Genomic DNA, 17,556 nt, shown 5'->3' on the forward strand with positions numbered 1-17,556 from the left:
GAACAAAACCGATCATATCTAGTCCAGGGTTAAATTGTTCTTGTAAATCAATCAAATAGGAAATATAGTTTTGAATGTTGTTTGTACTTTCTTCTTCTGCTTGGGGTAGCGTCAGGAAAATGCGGATTTACAACGCTAAGCCTATTTTCCTGACGAATCCCTCGTTTTAACAACGTTAAGAAAGTTTTAGTGGTCTTAAAGAATTTAATGAGACTACTTTCTCTGAGTTAAAATGGTATTCTCCTAGTAAATTAATATGTTCCCAACCTAAGGGCGACATATGGTGTAACAAATCTTCATTAAAGCTACCTGTCCGTTTTTTATATTCAACTGCTGTTGTTAGGTGGAGAGTATTCCAAATACTTATAGCATTGATAATTATGTTTAAAGCACTGGCTCTTTGCAATTGATGCTGTATGGTGCGTTCTCTAAGCTCACCTTGTTTTCCGAAGAAAATAGCTCTTGCCAATCCATTCATGGCTTCTCCTTTATTCAATCCTCTTTGTATTTTCTTCTTAATGATTCATCCGATATATAATTCAAAATAAAGATCGTTTTTTCTATTCGGCCCATCTCACGTAAGGCTGTAGCTAAGCTGTTTTGTCTTGAATAGGAACCTAGCTTCCCCATAATAAGGGATGCTGAAACTGTTCCCTCCCTTATAGAATGAGCTAATCGCAAAACATCCTCATAATTTTCTTTAATGACCTTTGTATTTATTTGTCCACGTAAAATGGCTTCTAGTTTTGGATACTCACTTGCTTTATCTATCGTAAATAATTTTGAGTCCGATAAATCCCTTATTCTTGGGGCAAATTTAAATCCTAATAAATGAGTCAGTCCGAATATTTGGTCAGTGTAACCGGCAGTGTCTGTATAATGTTCCTCTATGTTTAGATCCGTCTCATGATGTAACAAACCATCCAAAACATGAATCGCATCTCTTGAATTAGTATGAATAATCTTTGTGTAGTAAGAAGAGAATTGATCACTTGTAAATCGGTAGATGGTGGCTCCTTTTCCAGTTCCATAATGTGGATTTGCATCTGCATGTAGTGATGAAACACCTAGCTGCATTCTCATACCATCTGACGAAGATGTTGTACCGTCGCCCCAATAGAAAGGCAATTGTAATTTATGATGAAAGTTTACTAATATGGCTTGGGCTTTATTCATGGCATCTTCATACATGCGCCATTGAGATACATTGGCTAGTTGCTTATATGTAAGTCCGGGTGTGGCTTCGGCCATCTTGCTCAAGCCAATATTCATTCCCATTCCTAAAAGGGCAGCCATGATAATGATTGTTTCTTCCTTATCTGGTTTTCGATTATTGGAAGCATGAGTGAATTGCTCATGAAATCCTGTTATATGGGCCACATCCATGAGTAAATCAGTTAATTTTATTCTTGGTAGCATCTGATAAAGGCTTGCACTAAATTTTTTTGCTTCTTCTGGAACATCTTTTTCTAAGCGTGCAAGTGATAGCTTTCCTTTTTCAAGAGAAACCCCATCTAACTTATTGGAATTGGCAGCTAACCACTTTAACCTTTCATTAAAGCTGCTGGTTCTCTCCGTTATATAATCTTCGAATGATAAACTAACTGATAATCTCGTATTCCCCTTCGATTGATTCCATGTATCTTCCGAAAACAAATATTCCTCAAAATCCCTATATTGTCTGCTGCCAACAATGGAAACATCTCCTGCCCGAACATGCTCCGAAGTTCTGTTAAAACAGCCATTTCATAGTAATGACGATTAATTGTTGTACCATCATCCTCGTATAAATGTCTTTTCCATCGTTTTGAAATAAAATCCACAGGTGAGTCATCAGGCACTTTTCGCTTTCCAGATTCGTTCATTCCTCGGATAATCTCAACAGCTTGTAAAAGTGGCTCATTTGCCTTTGTAGAATGAAATTCCAATACTCTTAATAGCGTTGGCGTATATTTTCTTAGTGAATAAAACCGTTTTTGCAGTAAGTCTAAATAATCATAGTCGGCAGGACGTGCAAGTTCCTGAGCCTCTTCTACTGAAGAGACAAAGGTATTCCATTCAATAACCGATTCTAAAACCTTAAAAACGTCTAATTTTTCCTCTCTTGCTTTAATTAATGCTTGTCCGATGTTCGTAAAGTGTATAACTTTCTCATTTAGCTTTTTACCGTTTTGTTTCTGGATTTCCTCTTGAGCCTTACGACCTTTTGATAACAAACTAAGTATTTGCCTATCATGAATTTCAAACGCTTTATCCGTTAGCTCCTGAGTAAGTTGTAATAAATAGATGGTTAATATCGAATAACGTTTATTTTCTTGAAAGTCACGGAATGCATACGGCTCGTATCTTGAGCCTAAGCGAGACAGCTGCAACAGGCGGTTACGGTGCAAATGACTAATTTGCACTGTTTCTAAATCCATTCCTCGTATGTATTCGAGTCGTTCTATTATTTTTAGAAAAGTTTCGGGTGAAGGATGACCCGGTGGCTCTTTTAACCAACCCAATATCGTTTTATTGGATTCGGATGGATGCTGCGAGGTAATAATCCCTTCAAGCTTTTCTTTTTGCTCATTTGTTAGAGATTTACTAACCGTATTAAATAGCTTCTTTTCAGCCATTGCCCTTGCTTCCCACACCATTCTTTCAAGTGTAGTGATAGCAGGCAGTATAATTTTGTTTTTTCTTAGAAAATCTATGCATTCATGCAGTAGATGAATGGCATCACCATTTTCCAAAGCTAATTGATGAAGGTACTTAAATGTCATTCGATATTCACTCAGGGTAAAAGTTACAAAGTCGTATTCACTTCGAATTTCTTTCAAATGATCCCAAAGTGTATTTTCCCTTTGAGGATAATGATCAAGCGAGGATGGACTAACACCAATCTGTTTCGATATATATTGTATGACCGAATCTGGGATGCTTTTGATATGAGTGTATGGCCAACCGGGATACCGAAGAACAGCTAATTGAACAGCAAATCCTAAACGGTTTTCTTCCCTCCTTCGCTTATTAACTATTTCTAAATCCCGTTTGGAAAAAGTGAAGTAGGTCCCCAGTATCCATTCATCTTCAGGGATTTGCATAAAAGCCTGTCTCTGTTCCGGTGTAAGCAATTCTCTACCTCTCGCAATTTTCATTCAGTATCATTCCATTTCTGTATTTTCAATTTATTAGTTCAATTATATATCAATAGAGTGTACTCTATTGATACAAATGTAGTAGACTGATAAAATCATAGTTAAGAGCGTCTCATAAGACTTGTCTCAAAAATGAGGTGATATTTTGCGGAAAATCGGTTATATTCGTGTCAGTTCGACTAACCAGAATCCTTCAAGACAATTTCAGCAGTTGAACGAGATCGGAATGGATATTATATATGAAGAGAAAGTTTCAGGAGCAACAAAGGATCGCGAGCAACTTCAAAAAGTGTTAGACGATTTACAGGAAGATGACATCATTTATGTTACAGACTTAACTCGAATCACTCGTAGTACACAAGATCTATTTGAATTAATCGATAACATACGAGATAAAAAGGCAAGTTTAAAATCACTAAAAGATACATGGCTTGATTTATCAGAAGATAATCCATACAGCCAATTCTTAATTACTGTAATGGCTGGTGTTAACCAATTAGAGCGAGATCTTATTCGGATGAGACAACGTGAAGGGATTGAATTGGCTAAGAAAGAAGGAAAGTTTAAAGGTCGATTAAAGAAGTATCATAAAAATCACGCAGGAATGAATTATGCGGTAAAGCTATATAAAGAAGGAAATATGACTGTAAATCAAATTTGTGAAATTACTAATGTATCTAGGGCTTCATTATACAGGAAATTATCAGAAGTGAATAATTAGCCATTCTGTATTCCGCTAATGGGCAATATTTTTAAAGAAGAAAAGGAAACTATAAAATATTAACAGCCTCCTAGCGATGCCGAAAAGCCCTTTGATAAAAAAAGAATCATCATCTTAAGAAATTCTTAGTCATTTATTATGTAAATGCTTATAAATTCGGCCCTATAATCTGATAAATTATTAAGGGCAAACTTATGTGAAAGGGTGATAACTATGAGCGATAAAATACTTATTGTGGATGATGAACATGAAATTGCCGATTTGGTTGAATTATACTTAAAAAACGAGAATTATACGGTTTTCAAATACTATACCGCCAAAGAAGCATTGGAATGTATAGACAAGTCTGAGATTGACCTTGCCATATTGGACATCATGCTTCCCGGCACAAGCGGCCTTACTATCTGTCAAAAAATAAGGGACAAGCACACCTATCCGATTATCATGCTGACCGGGAAAGATACAGAGGTAGATAAAATTACAGGGTTAACAATCGGCGCGGATGATTATATAACGAAGCCCTTTCGCCCACTGGAGTTAATTGCTCGGGTAAAGGCCCAGTTGCGCCGATACAAAAAATTCAGTGGAGTAAAGGAGCAGAACGAAAATGTTATCGTCCACTCCGGCCTTGTCATTAATGTTAACACCCATGAGTGTTATCTGAACGAGAAGCAGTTATCCCTTACTCCCACCGAGTTTTCAATACTGCGAATCCTCTGTGAAAACAAGGGGAATGTGGTTAGCTCCGAGCTGCTATTTCATGAGATATGGGGCGACGAATATTTCAGCAAGAGCAACAACACCATCACCGTGCATATCCGGCATTTGCGCGAAAAAATGAACGACACCATTGATAATCCGAAATATATAAAAACGGTATGGGGGGTTGGTTATAAAATTGAAAAATAAAAAAAACGACTATTCCAAACTAGAACGAAAACTTTACATGTATATCGTTGCAATTGTTGTGGTAGCAATTGTATTCGTGTTGTATATTCGTTCAATGATCCGAGGGAAACTTGGGGATTGGATCGTAAGTATTTTGCAAAACAAATATGACTTAAATCACCTGGACGCGATGAAATTATATCATTATTCCATACGGAACAATATAGATATCTTTATTTATGTGGCGATTGTCATTAGTATTCTTATTCTATGTCGCGTCATGCTTTCAAAATTCGCAAAATACTTTGACGAGATAAATACCGGCATTGATGTACTTATTCAGAACGAAGATAAACAAATTGAGCTTTCTGCGGAAATGGATGTTATGGAACAAAAGCTCAACACATTAAAACGGACTCTGGAAAAGCGAGAGCAGGATGCAAAGCTGGCCGAACAAAGAAAAAATGACGTTGTTATGTACTTGGCGCACGATATTAAAACGCCCCTTACATCCATTATCGGTTATTTGAGCCTGCTTGACGAGGCTCCAGACATGCCGGTAGATCAAAAGGCAAAGTATGTGCATATCACGTTGGACAAAGCGTATCGACTCGAACAGCTAATCGACGAGTTTTTTGAGATTACACGGTATAACCTACAAACGATAACGCTAACAAAAACGCACATAGACCTATACTATATGCTGGTGCAGATGACCGATGAATTTTATCCTCAGCTTTCCGCACATGGAAAACAGGCGGTTATTCACGCCCCCGAGGATCTGACCGTGTCCGGCGACCCTGATAAACTCGCGAGAGTCTTTAACAACATTTTGAAAAACGCCGCTGCATACAGTGAGGATAACAGCATCATTGACATTACCGCGGGCCTCTCCGGGGATGTGGTGTCAATCGAATTCAAGAACACTGGAAGCATCCCAAAAGATAAGCTAGCTGCCATATTTGAAAAGTTCTATAGGCTGGACAATGCTCGTTCTTCCGATACGGGTGGCGCGGGACTTGGATTGGCGATTGCAAAAGAAATTATTGTTCAGCATGGAGGGCAGATTTACGCGGAAAGCAATGATAACTATACGACGTTTAGGGTAGAGCTTCCAGCGATGCCAGACTTGGTTGATAAAAGGAGGTCCTAAGAGATGTATATAATTTTTTAGGAAAATCTCAAGGTTATCTTTACTTTTTCTTAGGAAATTAACAATTTAATATTAAAAAACGGCTCGTTCTTACACGGTAGACTTAATACCGTAAGAACGAGCCGTTTTCGTTCTTCAGAGAAAGATTTGACAAGATTACCATTGGCATCCCCGTTTTATTTGGTGCCTTTCACAGAAAGGGTTGGTCTTAATTATGAATAACATCGGCATTACTGTTTATGGATGTGAGCAGGATGAGGCAGATGCATTCCATGCTCTTTCGCCTCGCTTTGGCGTTATGGCAACGATAATTAACGCCAACGTGTCGGAATCCAACGCCAAATCCGCGCCTTTCAATCAATGTATCAGTGTGGGACATAAATCAGAGATTTCCGCCTCTATTCTTCTTGCGCTGAAGAGAGCCGGTGTGAAATATATTTCTACCCGAAGCATCGGCTGCAATCATATAGATACAACTGCTGCTAAGAGAATGGGCATCACTGTCGACAATGTGGCGTACTCGCCGGATAGCGTTGCCGATTATACTATGATGCTAATTCTTATGGCAGTACGCAACGTAAAATCGATTGTGCGCTCTGTGGAAAAACATGATTTCAGGTTGGACAGCGACCGTGGCAAGGTACTCAGCGACATGACAGTTGGTGTGGTGGGAACGGGCCAGATAGGCAAAGCGGTTATTGAGCGGCTGCGAGGATTTGGATGTAAAGTGTTGGCTTATAGTCGCAGCCGAAGTATAGAGGTAAACTATGTACCGTTTGATGAGTTGCTGCAAAATAGCGATATCGTTACGCTTCATGTGCCGCTCAATACGGATACGCACTATATTATCAGCCACGAACAAATACAGAGAATGAAGCAAGGAGCATTTCTTATCAATACTGGGCGCGGTCCACTTGTAGATACCTATGAGTTGGTTAAAGCATTAGAAAACGGGAAACTGGGCGGTGCCGCATTGGATGTATTGGAAGGAGAGGAAGAGTTTTTCTACTCTGATTGCACCCAAAAACCAATTGATAATCAATTTTTACTTAAACTTCAAAGAATGCCTAACGTGATAATCACACCGCATACGGCCTATTATACCGAGCAAGCGTTGCGTGATACCGTTGAAAAAACCATTAAAAACTGTTTGGATTTTGAAAGGAGACAGGAGCATGAATAGAATAAAAGTTGCAATACTGTTTGGGGGTTGCTCAGAGGAGCATGACGTATCGGTAAAATCTGCAATAGAGATAGCCGCTAACATTAATAAAGAAAAATACGAGCCGTTATACATTGGAATTACGAAATCTGGTGTATGGAAAATGTGCGAAAAACCTTGCGCGGAATGGGAAAACGACAATTGCTATTCAGCTGTACTCTCGCCGGATAAAAAAATGCACGGATTACTTGTTAAAAAGAACCATGAATATGAAATCAACCATGTTGATGTAGCATTTTCAGCTTTGCATGGCAAGTCAGGTGAAGATGGATCCATACAAGGTCTGTTTGAATTGTCCGGTATCCCTTTTGTAGGCTGCGATATTCAAAGCTCAGCAATTTGTATGGACAAATCGTTGACATACATCGTTGCGAAAAATGCTGGGATAGCTACTCCCGCCTTTTGGGTTATTAATAAAGATGATAGGCCGGTGGCAGCTACGTTTACCTATCCTGTTTTTGTTAAGCCGGCGCGTTCAGGCTCATCCTTCGGTGTGAAAAAAGTCAATAGCGCGGACGAATTGGACTACGCAATTGAATCGGCAAGACAATATGACAGCAAAATCTTAATTGAGCAGGCTGTTTCGGGCTGTGAGGTCGGTTGTGCGGTATTGGGAAACAGTGCCGCGTTAGTTGTTGGCGAGGTGGACCAAATCAGGCTGCAGTACGGAATCTTTCGTATTCATCAGGAAGTCGAGCCGGAAAAAGGCTCTGAAAACGCAGTTATAACCGTTCCCGCAGACCTTTCAGCAGAGGAGCGAGGACGGATACAGGAAACGGCAAAAAAAATATATAAAGCGCTCGGCTGTAGAGGTCTAGCCCGTGTGGATATGTTTTTACAAGATAACGGCCGCATTGTACTGAACGAAGTCAATACTCTGCCCGGTTTCACGTCATACAGTCGTTATCCCCGTATGATGGCCGCTGCAGGTATTGCACTTCCCGAACTGATTGACCGCTTGATCGTATTAGCGTTAAAGGGGTGATAAGCATGGAAATAGGATTTACTTTTTTAGATGAAATAGTACACGGTGTTCGTTGGGACGCTAAATATGCCACTTGGGATAATTTCACCGGAAAACCGGTTGACGGTTATGAAGTAAATCGCATTGTAGGGACATACGAGTTGGCTGAATCGCTTTTGAAGGCAAAAGAACTGGCTGCTACCCAAGGGTACGGATTGCTTCTATGGGACGGTTACCGTCCTAAGCGTGCTGTAAACTGTTTTATGCAATGGGCTGCACAGCCGGAAAATAACCTGACAAAGGAAAGTTATTATCCCAATATTGACCGAACTGAGATGATTTCAAAAGGATACGTGGCTTCAAAATCAAGCCATAGCCGCGGCAGTGCCATTGATCTTACGCTTTATCGATTAGACACGGGTGAGCTTGTACCAATGGGGAGCCGATTTGATTTTATGGATGAACGCTCTCATCATGCGGCAAATGGAATATCATGCAATGAAGCGCAAAATCGCAGACGTTTGCGCTCCATCATGGAAAACAGTGGGTTTGAAGCATATAGCCTCGAATGGTGGCACTATGTATTAAGAGACGAACCATACCCCAATAGCTATTTTGATTTCCCCGTTAAATAAACTTTTAACCGTTGCACGGACAAACTATATAAGCTAACTCTTTCGGCAGGAAACCCGACGTATGTAACTGGTTCTTAGGGAATTTATATATAGTAGATAGTATTGAAGATGTAAGGCAGAGCGATATTGCGGTCATTATCTGCGTGCGCTGCGGCAAGATAGCCTGATAATAAGACTGATCGCATAGAGGGGTGGTATTTCACACCGCCCATTGTCAACAGGCAGTTCAGCCTCGTTAAATTCAGCATGGGTATCACTTATGAAAATTCATCTACATTGGTGATAATAGTAAATCCAGTAGGGCGAAATAATTGACTGTAATTTACGGGGCAAAACGGCACAATCTCAAACGAGATTGTGCCGTTTAAGGGGAAGATTCTAGAAATATTTCATACTTCCAACTATATAGTTAAGGAGGAGACTGAAAATGAAGAAGTTGTTTTTTTTATTGTTATTGTTATTCTTAATATACTTAGGTTATGACTACGTTAATGAAGCACTGTTTTCTCAGGAAAAAGTCGAATTTCAAAATTATGATCAAAATCCCAAAGAACATTTAGAAAATAGTGGGACTTCTGAAAATACCCAAGAGAAAACAATTACAGAAGAACAGGTTTATCAAGGAAATCTGCTATTAATCAATAGTAAATATCCTCTTCGCCAAGAAAGTGTGAAGTCAGATATCGTGAATTTATCTAAACATGACGAATTAATAAATGGATACGGGTTGCTTGATAGTAATATTTATATGTCAAAAGAAATAGCACAAAAATTTTCAGAGATGGTCAATGATGCTGTAAAGGGTGGCGTTAGTCATTTTATTATTAATAGTGGCTATCGAGACTTTGATGAGCAAAGTGTGCTTTACCAAGAAATGGGGGCTGAGTATGCCTTACCAGCAGGTTATAGTGAGCATAATTCAGGTTTATCACTAGATGTAGGATCAAGCTTGACGAAAATGGAACGAGCCCCTGAAGGAAAGTGGATAGAAGAAAATGCTTGGAAATACGGGTTCATTTTACGTTATCCAGAGGACAAAACAGAGTTAACAGGAATTCAATATGAACCATGGCATATTCGCTATGTTGGTTTACCACATAGTGCGATTATGAAAGAAAAGAATTTCGTTCTCGAGGAATATATGGATTACCTAAAAGAAGAAAAAACCATTTCTGTTAGTGTAAATGGGGAAAAATATGAGATCTTTTATTATCCTGTTACTAAAAATACCACCATTCATGTGCCGACTAATCTTCGTTATGAGATATCAGGAAACAATATAGACGGTGTAATTGTGACAGTGTTTCCCGGATCAACACATACTAATTCAAGGAGGTAAGGATGGCGGAATGAAACCAACGAAATTAATGAACAGCATTATTGTACTAGCACTTTTGGGGTAACGTTAGCTTTTTAATTTAAAACCCACGTTAACTAGGACATTGCTATACTAATGATACAACTTAAACAAAAGAATTAGAGGAAATTATATTGGGAAAAATATTATCTAGAGGATTGCTAGCTTTATATTTAGTGACACTAATCTGGTTAGTGTTATTCAAATTACAATACAATATTTTATCAGTATTTAATTATCATCAAAGAAGTCTTAACTTGACTCCATTTACTGCTACTGGGAATTTCAGAGAGATGATAGATAATGTTATAATCTTTATTCCATTTGGCTTGCTTTTGAATGTCAATTTTAAAGAAATCGGATTTTTACCTAAGTTTGCTTTTGTACTGGTTTTAAGTCTTACTTTTGAAATAATTCAATTTATCTTCGCTATTGGAGCGACAGACATAACAGATGTAATTACAAATACTGTTGGAGGCTTTCTTGGACTGAAATTATATGGTTTAAGCAATAAGCATATGAATCAAAAAAAATTAGACAGAGTTATTATTTTTGTAGGTATACTTTTGCTCGTATTATTGCTCGTTTACCGTACCCATTTAAGAATAAATTACGTGTAAGATGTCTAAATCAAGCAATCTGATCTTTCATACACATAAAGATATTGAATGAATTGGATTAGATGGAAAACGGGATGTGGGGAAACTCGCCCGTAGGTGTGAAGTGAGGGGAAAACCGGTGATAAAGTAAAAAGCTTACCTAACACTATAGTAACAAAGAAAGCCCAATTATCAATTTTAGTGCTGAGGAATTGGTCTCTTTAATAAATTTCCTTAACGTTGTAAATCCGCATTTTCCTGACGGTACCCCTGCTTGTAAAGGGATCATAACGTAATCACTCGCCACGATTGCATTATTTGTATAAACGCTTGGCGTTGGTACAGTATCAATAATAATGAGATCATAGTCACTTTTTAAAGGTGCTAAAAGAGTAGCAAGCAATCTACTTTCATTTTCAAAAGTCCATGAGCGAGTTAATTTTGGCAGTAACATCAAATCAAACGTGCCAGGGATCAAGTCTAAATTATCAGTCAAATGAACAATAGAAGAAGCCAAGTTTCCATTTTTCAAGCCTTCATAAAAATTGACACGTGGCAATTCTACCTCAAAAGTTTTTGCTAAGTCTTTTGTCAATGTTGCCTGTAAGTCCTTATCGATCATTAAAACTTTTAAATTCAATTTGTCTGTCAAGTAAGCAAACATAGTCGATAATTTGGACTTTCCAACACCACCTTTAAAGTAATTATTCAAGATAATAATTGCTTCATTTTTATTGTTTAAAATACGTCTTAATTCTTCAAGTATTTTTAGTTTTTCCTTCTCCATAACTACGCCCCATTCTTTTTTTGTATAGTAATATTGTATCATTAAGAATCACAAATCACAAGTGATTTGTGATTAATCACTTGTGATTTGTGATAAGTGATTTGTGATTAATATATAAAAGCCCTCTTTAAAGGGCTTTTATGTTTATTTTGAAAAAGAGATAAAATCAATATATCCCTTTTCCCCAATTTTTACAACGGCATTGTAGGGCTTTTTCTCTTTGTTTTTGATTCCTTTTACCAGGGTTTCTTTTCCCTCCAGTAATTCTTTTACATTCGTTTTGGTTAGTTTTTTCTTTCTAAAATGTTCAGCTAAAGTAAACTTACATTCAGGATAATTTGAACAACCATAAAACGATTTTTTTAATACAATATTGTTGCCACACTTAGGACATTTTCCTACAAGGGGTCCCGAGCGCTTAGTGGGAATTTGTACCCCTTATCGATACAAATTCCCCGTAGGCGCTAGGGACCTCTTTAGCTTCTTGGAAGCTGTCAGTAGTATATCTAATAATTTATCTCCATTCCCTTTAGTAACGTGTAACTTTCCAAATTTAAAAAAGCGACTCATAGAATTATTTCCTCCCGTTAAATAATAGATAACTATTAAAAATAGACAATACTTGCTCATAAGTAATGGTACTTAAATTGTTTACTTTGGCGTGTTTCATTGCTTGATGAAACTGATTTTTAGTAAACAGTTGACGATATTCTCGATTGACCCATTTTGAAACAAAGTACGTATATAGCTTCCAATATTTATCTGGAACATCTGTGGTATGGCGGGTAAGTTTTATTAAGACACTGTTTACTTTTGGTTTAGGATGAAAGCATTCCGCTGGCAGCTTAAGCAATTGCTGAATCGAGACTTGAGTGTGCAAGAGCAACCCTAGTGTTCGGTGAATATCCAAGGTACGCTTGTAGAATCCTTCTTCAACAATCAGATAGATGTCAGACGCACGGCTTTCAAAAACCACTTTTTTAATAATTTGTGTGCTTAAATGGTAAGGAATATTCCCAACAATTTTATACCTCTGTTTGTTAGGGAATTGAAACTGTAGAATATCTTGGTGAATTAAAGTGACACGAGTATTCAGTTTTAATTTTTCTGACGATAAGTTGAATAGATGACTGTCTAATTCAATAGACGTTACCTGTTTACTTATTTTAGCCAGTTTCGTCGTTAAATGCCCTTTACCTGTTCCAATTTCGTAAACGGTATCGGTTTCTTTTAAATTCAATTGTTTTATTATTTGGTTGAGTACTTTTTCACTCGTTAAAAAGTTTTGAGAATATTTTATATTTTTGTTCATGTAATCTCTCCTGAAGTGATTACATCTATAAACAAATACAGAAGTTAAACGATTTGTTTGTAATTTTAGTTATCTGTTTAAAAAGTCATAAGATTAGTCACTGGTAGGAATTAATCTAACGTATTTATTTATCTGCGTAATCACTGTTTTTAGTCTGTTTCAAAACAGTAGATGTTTTATCTACATTACGCATTTGGAATACCAACATGACGAATCCCTCCTTCTTAATTACAAATTTTTAGCATCTAATTTAACTTCAATTCCTATTATACAAAATTTTAAGATAATGCACTATCAACACACTCTTAAGTTTGCTTCTAAGTCTTATTTCCATAACTTCTTTTACGTTTCCGCCATTCTTTGCTGTTTCGATTTTTATGATATGGTGCAAGTCAGCACGAACACGAACCGTCTTATCTCCCATTATATCTTTTTTTGCACTGATTGGTGTATCATTTCGTTTTTCTTTTTGTGCGCCTAAATTTCCCACAATCACTCACTTCTTTCTATTTCTTCTTATTCTTATTTTATCATCAACAATCACAAATCACTTGTGATTTGTGATAAGTGATTTGTGATAAGTGATTTGTGATAAGTGATTTGTGATTAATATATAAAAGCCCTCTTTAAAGGGCTTTTATGTTTATTTTGAGAAAGATATAAAATCAATATATCCCTTTTCCCCAATTTTTACAACGGCATTGTAGGGCTTTTTCTCTTTGTTTTTGATTCCTTTTACCAGGGTTTCTTTTCCCTCCAGTAATTCTTTTACATTCGTTTTGGTTAGTTTTTTCTTTCTAAAATGTTCAGCTAAAGTAAACTTACATTCAGGATAATTTGAACAACCATAAAACGATTTTTTTAATACAATATTGTTGCCACACTTAGGACATTTTCCTACAATACTTTTTTCTGCTTCTTTTTCTTTCTGTTCCTGGTAATCAGAAAAATTTAGTTTTTCTATATCGTTAGGTACAGCTTCCAGTAAATGAACAATGAATTTTTTGATATTCGTAATAAAGTTCTCTTGATTGCCTTCTCTTTTACCGATTTTTTTTAAATACGTTTCCCATTTAGCCGTCATTTCAGCACTCGTTAAAAGGTGCTGACTTTCAACTGCCTGGCACAATAATTTTCCTTTTTCAGTTACAACAAGCTTATTCTTAATCACATGGATATATTCTTTTTGTTTTAACGCTTCAATAATGCTTGCTCTTGTCGCTTCTGTTCCAATCCCCTCAACTTCTTGTAAAATCTTGATTGCTTCTTCATCATCAACCGTTTTATTCGCCGTTTTCATAGCAGTTAATAATGTACCCTCTGTAAAAGCTTTTGGCGGTTGCGTTTCTTTTTCAACACTCTTAACACCAACTTCGGCACGTTCGCCAATGATAACGAGTGGTAACGTTTGAACGTCCTCTTTTTCTTCTTTGGTTTGTTGTTTGAAAAGAATTTTCCACCCTTCTTGCTTTGGTGTCTTTCCGATCGATTGAAACAGCAAATCAGCTACTTTCGTTTGTATCTTGGTTTCTTCATACAAGTAATCAGGTAAAAACATGGCAACGGTCGTTTTAACGACTAAAGCATAAATTTTTCGTTGTAAATCGTCCATTTTCGCTAATGCAGATTCGGTAGGTACTTGTTTTGTTGGGATAATGGCGTGGTGTTCCTGTACCTTACTACCGTCCACATAACGCTTTCTAGGCTCTGTTTGAACCATTTCAAGATCAAGTCCTAAAAAACCGCTATATTTGCCAAAATTCGCTTTTAAATAAGCAAATTCGTTCTCTGTAATAAATGGTGTATCTGTTCTTGGATAACTCAATAATTTTGCTTCATACAGTCCTTGCATAGCTTTTAAAGTTTGGCTCGCTGTCGCTTTATAAAGCTGATTGACTTTTGATTGCAAACTACTTAAAGAAAACAAACTCGGACTATTCGTTTTCTTCTCTTTGGTTTGAACATCAGCAATTATCCCCTCTTGATTGCCTATTTTAGCTTGTTTAGAAGAAACAAAAGCTAAAAGCTCCTCTTGGGTTTTAAAACGCTGTGTGGGGCTTAGAACGCCCTTAAACGACCCTTGGTTTACTTTTATACTAGCTTCCACCTCGAAAAAAGGTTCTTTTTTAAAATTCTCTATGGCTTCCTGGCGCTGAAAAATAAGGTATAAGGTGGGCGTTTGAACACGTCCTAGTGAAAATGTACCTTGTACGCCCTTCTGTTGTAAATTTAACGTATACAAAGGGCTTGCGTTCATGCCGATCAACCAATCGGCAATTTGGCGTGTTTGCGCTTCTTGATAAAAGGGATAGTAATTCATTCCAGGTTGCAAATTTTGAAAACCGCTTCGGATTACATCTTTTTCTAAGCTATTGATCCATAGTCTTTTAAATGTTTTATCTTTTGAAAAGGCATTTGCTTTATGGATAATCGACCAGGCGATATTTTCACCTTCTCTGTCGCTATCTGTTGCAACAATAATTGTATTTGCCTTTTTGAGAAGTTCTGCAACAATTTTAAACTGCTTTCCCTTATCTTTTGCAACTTCAAAATCGTATCGATCAGGAAAAATCGGCAAAGATTCAAGTTTCCAATTTTGCCACTTTTCGTCATAATGACCTGGTTCTGCTAATTCCACTAAATGCCCAAAACCAAAGGTGATAAACGTTTCATCTGTAAATAGTGGGTCTTTGATCTCAAAATAACCGTCTTTTTTGGTGCTTTGTTTTAAAGAACTTGCGTAGGCTAATGCCTGGCTTGGTTTTTCAGCTAAAATAACCGTACTCATTAACTATCCCTCTTTTCATTGTTTTTTCTTTGATCGACTGTCACGTTATATCTTGCTCGATACCTTCTAAACGTTCGGCGATTGATTCCAGTTTGTTCTTCAACTTCTTTATCGGATAAACCATTCAAAAACAAATCGAAAGCATGCTTTAAACGTGGATCATTTTCTTTAAATTTATGCTGACGACCTTTGAATTTGCCTTTTTTCTTAGCAATTTCGATTCCTTGTGCCTGACGTTCCTTAATTTTTTTTCGTTCTGATTCTGCTTGATACTTGTACAATTCAATGACAAGGCTATTAATCAAACGCCTTAAATTTTCATCTTCAATCCCATTCATTGAGGGTAAATTTAAGACTTCCAGGGTTGCCCCCTTAATTTGAATTTGATTCATCAATTCTGTTAATTCTTTATTATTTCGTCCTAATCGATCTAATTCAGTAACAATAACAATATCCCCTTCACGAATATAGTTAAGCATAGCTTGTAATTGTGGGCGTTCGACCGATTGACCGCTTAATTTGTCTGAAAAGACCTTAGAAACGCCCTGTAACGCTTGTAATTGCCGATCTAAGTTCTGTTCTTTGCTACTGACACGTGCATAACCAATTTTAGCCATTTTCAACCAACCTCTAAAATTCTCTCGGTTGCAATAACCAATCAGCAATATCTACTTTTTCAATTTCAAATTGCTTATCAGAAATTGTCTTTTCGTAAGCGATAAAATCTTGCGCATATTGTTGCTCATTAAAAATAGCCACCACTTCGTCATTTTCTAAAACTCGATAAATAAATTTTTTCATTTTACTCCTCCTATTATGCCCAACTTAAATGACCTATTCACCAAGTCAATTATACTGCTAAAATCATATTAGGACAAATAGGTATACTTTAATGTCCTATATAAAATAAAAGTTCAAAAGGTAAGTGTGTGCTTCGCTCCCACTGCCCATCGACGTTTTAGTAGCCTTTCCCTCACTTCGTTCAGTCCAAGCTAACTAAAAATTTTCGGGCTACTCTCTCCTTTGCCCTAAAAAAATAAATCAAAACGCAGTCTTTTAATATCTTCTAGTTAATCAAACGAAAAACAAGAACGAAAAACAAAGGCCTCATCGTCGCAAAGAGGGCAAAAATCTCTTAAAGGGATTTTTGCCCTCTTTGCGACGATGAGGTCTACTTGGAATTTCTTCTATCAAATTAATCTTAAGTAAATTTTCAATCGCTCCATACATAGTTCCTGCTGCTACCTTAACTGATCCATCACTTAACTTATCAATTTCTTGAATAATAGCATATCCATGAACGGGTGTAGTTAAAACTAAAATAATATAAAAAAGTTCTTTCCGTTAAAGGTAAATATGGATTTCTAATCATACAAAGAAAGTCAAGTATTAGAAAAAAGTTCACTAGGATAATAGTCTAAGATTCTATTAAAAATTCAAAAGATCAAGTGTTCACTTCGCTCTCACTGCCCTCGACGTTTTAGTAGCCTTTCCATAACTTCGTTCAGTCTAAGCCAACTAAAAGTTTTCGTGCTACTCTCTCCTTCACCCTAAAAAATAAATCGAGTTGTGTGTCTGTTTTCGGCCATTTTGATATCTTATTTAAACTTTCTTGAATAAATGTACGCTCTAAACGAGGTCACTGGAACATCCGTTTCAAGCCTTTCGTGTGAGAATGATGAAAAAGCTGCAATTAAAAGGGCTCAAAAATGAAGCACAGAAACTGAAAGTAAATTGGCGTTTCTTAACTAAAAACAGATGGAATATTAAAAAACTTGGTGTAGTTTCCGTGCACCTAAATTCCCACTTCTTACAGAAAGTTTAGACGAAGAATTTAGAAAAAACTACAAAATTTACTCAAATATAACGAAGGTATACGAAGTGCATTGATTTATCCCCATACCAATGACAAAATAGAAGCTAAGAATACCCATATTAAACAATGAAACGTGTATCTTATGGATTTAAATCATTTGATAACATGAGCATT

15 protein-coding genes and 5 pseudogenes are annotated in these 17,556 nt (G+C 36.8%); 9 read left to right on the plus strand and 11 right to left on the minus strand.

The annotated features are described in order from the left end of the window. Window position 1 precedes the first annotated feature (1 nt). Window positions 2-103, minus strand: a pseudogene (locus tag EsVE80_RS14115) (ParA family protein); the annotation flags it as partial. A 72-nt stretch (window positions 104-175) separates the two neighbouring features. Continuing rightward, window positions 176-3,140: pseudogene (locus EsVE80_RS13205) on the minus strand (Tn3 family transposase). Between the two features lie 145 nt (window positions 3,141-3,285). Here EsVE80_RS13205 and EsVE80_RS13210 point away from each other — a divergent pair. The 8 genes from EsVE80_RS13210 to vanZ-A all read left to right on the plus strand — a co-directional run bounded on the left by EsVE80_RS13210 (window position 3,286) and on the right by vanZ-A (window position 10,700). Continuing rightward, window positions 3,286-3,861 carry a recombinase family protein gene (locus EsVE80_RS13210; protein WP_001226076.1) on the plus strand — a complete coding sequence of 192 codons (576 nt, stop codon included), beginning with the start codon at window positions 3,286-3,288 and terminating at the stop codon, window positions 3,859-3,861. 213 nt (window positions 3,862-4,074) lie between these two features. Further along, window positions 4,075-4,770 carry a vancomycin resistance response regulator transcription factor VanR-A gene (vanR-A, locus tag EsVE80_RS13215; protein WP_001280781.1) on the plus strand — a complete coding sequence of 232 codons (696 nt, stop codon included), beginning with the start codon at window positions 4,075-4,077 and terminating at the stop codon, window positions 4,768-4,770. Then, window positions 4,748-5,902, plus strand: coding sequence for a vancomycin resistance histidine kinase VanS (gene vanS, locus EsVE80_RS13220; protein ID WP_013438845.1), 1,155 nt, complete (start codon window positions 4,748-4,750; stop codon window positions 5,900-5,902). The genes vanR-A and vanS overlap by 23 nt, the downstream gene beginning before the upstream one ends. A gap of 214 nt (window positions 5,903-6,116) precedes the next feature. After that, window positions 6,117-7,085, plus strand: coding sequence for a D-lactate dehydrogenase VanH-A (locus tag EsVE80_RS13225; protein ID WP_001059542.1), 969 nt, complete (start codon window positions 6,117-6,119; stop codon window positions 7,083-7,085). Further along, window positions 7,078-8,109 (plus strand): D-alanine--(R)-lactate ligase VanA, encoded by a 1,032-nt coding sequence (gene vanA / locus EsVE80_RS13230; protein WP_001079845.1) that lies wholly within the window; start codon window positions 7,078-7,080, stop codon window positions 8,107-8,109. Before EsVE80_RS13225 ends, vanA begins: the two co-directional genes overlap by 8 nt. A gap of 5 nt (window positions 8,110-8,114) precedes the next feature. Next, window positions 8,115-8,723 carry a D-Ala-D-Ala dipeptidase VanX-A gene (locus tag EsVE80_RS13235; RefSeq protein WP_000402347.1) on the plus strand — a complete coding sequence of 203 codons (609 nt, stop codon included), beginning with the start codon at window positions 8,115-8,117 and terminating at the stop codon, window positions 8,721-8,723. 427 nt (window positions 8,724-9,150) lie between these two features. Continuing rightward, on the plus strand, window positions 9,151-10,062 hold the full coding sequence (gene vanY / locus EsVE80_RS13240; RefSeq protein WP_013438844.1) for a VanY-A/VanY-F/VanY-M family D-Ala-D-Ala carboxypeptidase: 912 nt from the start codon (window positions 9,151-9,153) through the stop codon (window positions 10,060-10,062). A gap of 152 nt (window positions 10,063-10,214) precedes the next feature. Continuing rightward, window positions 10,215-10,700: a glycopeptide resistance protein VanZ-A gene (gene vanZ-A, locus EsVE80_RS13245; protein WP_000516404.1), complete on the plus strand. Its 486-nt coding sequence runs from the start codon at window positions 10,215-10,217 to the stop codon at window positions 10,698-10,700. Window positions 10,701-10,845: 145 nt separating this feature from the next. On the opposite strand, the gene EsVE80_RS13250 is transcribed toward vanZ-A, so the two are convergent. From EsVE80_RS13250 to EsVE80_RS13290, 9 genes and pseudogenes are all read right to left on the minus strand, one after another. After that, the gene (locus EsVE80_RS13250; protein ID WP_232061368.1) at window positions 10,846-11,508 is read right to left on the minus strand and encodes a ParA family protein; all 663 of its coding nucleotides are present in this window, start codon (window positions 11,506-11,508) and stop codon (window positions 10,846-10,848) included. Between the two features lie 102 nt (window positions 11,509-11,610). Then, window positions 11,611-11,871: pseudogene (locus EsVE80_RS13255) on the minus strand (topoisomerase DNA-binding C4 zinc finger domain-containing protein); the annotation flags it as partial. Between the two features lie 169 nt (window positions 11,872-12,040). Next, window positions 12,041-12,778 (minus strand): 23S rRNA (adenine(2058)-N(6))-methyltransferase Erm(B), encoded by a 738-nt coding sequence (gene erm(B), locus EsVE80_RS13260; RefSeq protein WP_001038795.1) that lies wholly within the window; start codon window positions 12,776-12,778, stop codon window positions 12,041-12,043. A gap of 124 nt (window positions 12,779-12,902) precedes the next feature. Next, window positions 12,903-12,986, minus strand: a complete 84-nt coding sequence (locus tag EsVE80_RS13265) for a 23S rRNA methyltransferase attenuation leader peptide (RefSeq protein WP_001814874.1) — start codon at window positions 12,984-12,986, stop codon at window positions 12,903-12,905. 48 nt (window positions 12,987-13,034) lie between these two features. Further along, window positions 13,035-13,274, minus strand: a complete 240-nt coding sequence (locus EsVE80_RS13270) for a peptide-binding protein (protein ID WP_000635249.1) — start codon at window positions 13,272-13,274, stop codon at window positions 13,035-13,037. A gap of 147 nt (window positions 13,275-13,421) precedes the next feature. Next, window positions 13,422-15,566: a type IA DNA topoisomerase gene (locus EsVE80_RS13275; protein WP_173104219.1), complete on the minus strand. Its 2,145-nt coding sequence runs from the start codon at window positions 15,564-15,566 to the stop codon at window positions 13,422-13,424. Beyond that, a complete protein-coding gene (locus EsVE80_RS13280; protein ID WP_001062587.1) occupies window positions 15,566-16,183 on the minus strand; it encodes a recombinase family protein in 618 nt (205 codons plus the stop codon). Before EsVE80_RS13280 ends, EsVE80_RS13275 begins: the two co-directional genes overlap by 1 nt. Window positions 16,184-16,196: 13 nt before the next feature. Beyond that, window positions 16,197-16,367: a hypothetical protein gene (locus EsVE80_RS13285; protein ID WP_000713595.1), complete on the minus strand. Its 171-nt coding sequence runs from the start codon at window positions 16,365-16,367 to the stop codon at window positions 16,197-16,199. Between the two features lie 354 nt (window positions 16,368-16,721). Continuing rightward, window positions 16,722-16,938: pseudogene (locus EsVE80_RS13290) on the minus strand (PadR family transcriptional regulator); the annotation flags it as partial. 270 nt (window positions 16,939-17,208) lie between these two features. Between EsVE80_RS13290 and EsVE80_RS13940 the strand changes: the two are divergent. After that, window positions 17,209-17,556: pseudogene (locus EsVE80_RS13940) on the plus strand (transposase); the annotation flags it as partial.

It is taken from the genome of Enterococcus saigonensis (assembly GCF_011397115.1).
Classification (GTDB): domain Bacteria; phylum Bacillota; class Bacilli; order Lactobacillales; family Enterococcaceae; genus Enterococcus_C; species Enterococcus_C saigonensis.

Bases quoted from the DNA above. Each gene is read 5' to 3' on its own strand.
- vanR-A (WP_001280781.1), top strand. From the start codon at position 4,075: ATGAGCGATAAAATACTTATTGTGGATGATGAACATGAAATTGCCGAT.
- EsVE80_RS13225 (WP_001059542.1), top strand. From the start codon at position 6,117: ATGAATAACATCGGCATTACTGTTTATGGATGTGAGCAGGATGAGGCA.
- vanA (WP_001079845.1), top strand. From the start codon at position 7,078: ATGAATAGAATAAAAGTTGCAATACTGTTTGGGGGTTGCTCAGAGGAG.
- EsVE80_RS13235 (WP_000402347.1), top strand. From the start codon at position 8,115: ATGGAAATAGGATTTACTTTTTTAGATGAAATAGTACACGGTGTTCGT.
- vanY (WP_013438844.1), top strand. From the start codon at position 9,151: ATGAAGAAGTTGTTTTTTTTATTGTTATTGTTATTCTTAATATACTTA.
- EsVE80_RS13250 (WP_232061368.1), bottom strand. From the start codon at position 11,508: ATGATACAATATTACTATACAAAAAAAGAATGGGGCGTAGTTATGGAG.
- EsVE80_RS13265 (WP_001814874.1), bottom strand. From the start codon at position 12,986: ATGTTGGTATTCCAAATGCGTAATGTAGATAAAACATCTACTGTTTTG.
- EsVE80_RS13275 (WP_173104219.1), bottom strand. From the start codon at position 15,566: ATGAGTACGGTTATTTTAGCTGAAAAACCAAGCCAGGCATTAGCCTAC.
- EsVE80_RS13280 (WP_001062587.1), bottom strand. From the start codon at position 16,183: ATGGCTAAAATTGGTTATGCACGTGTCAGTAGCAAAGAACAGAACTTA.
- EsVE80_RS13285 (WP_000713595.1), bottom strand. From the start codon at position 16,367: ATGAAAAAATTTATTTATCGAGTTTTAGAAAATGACGAAGTGGTGGCT.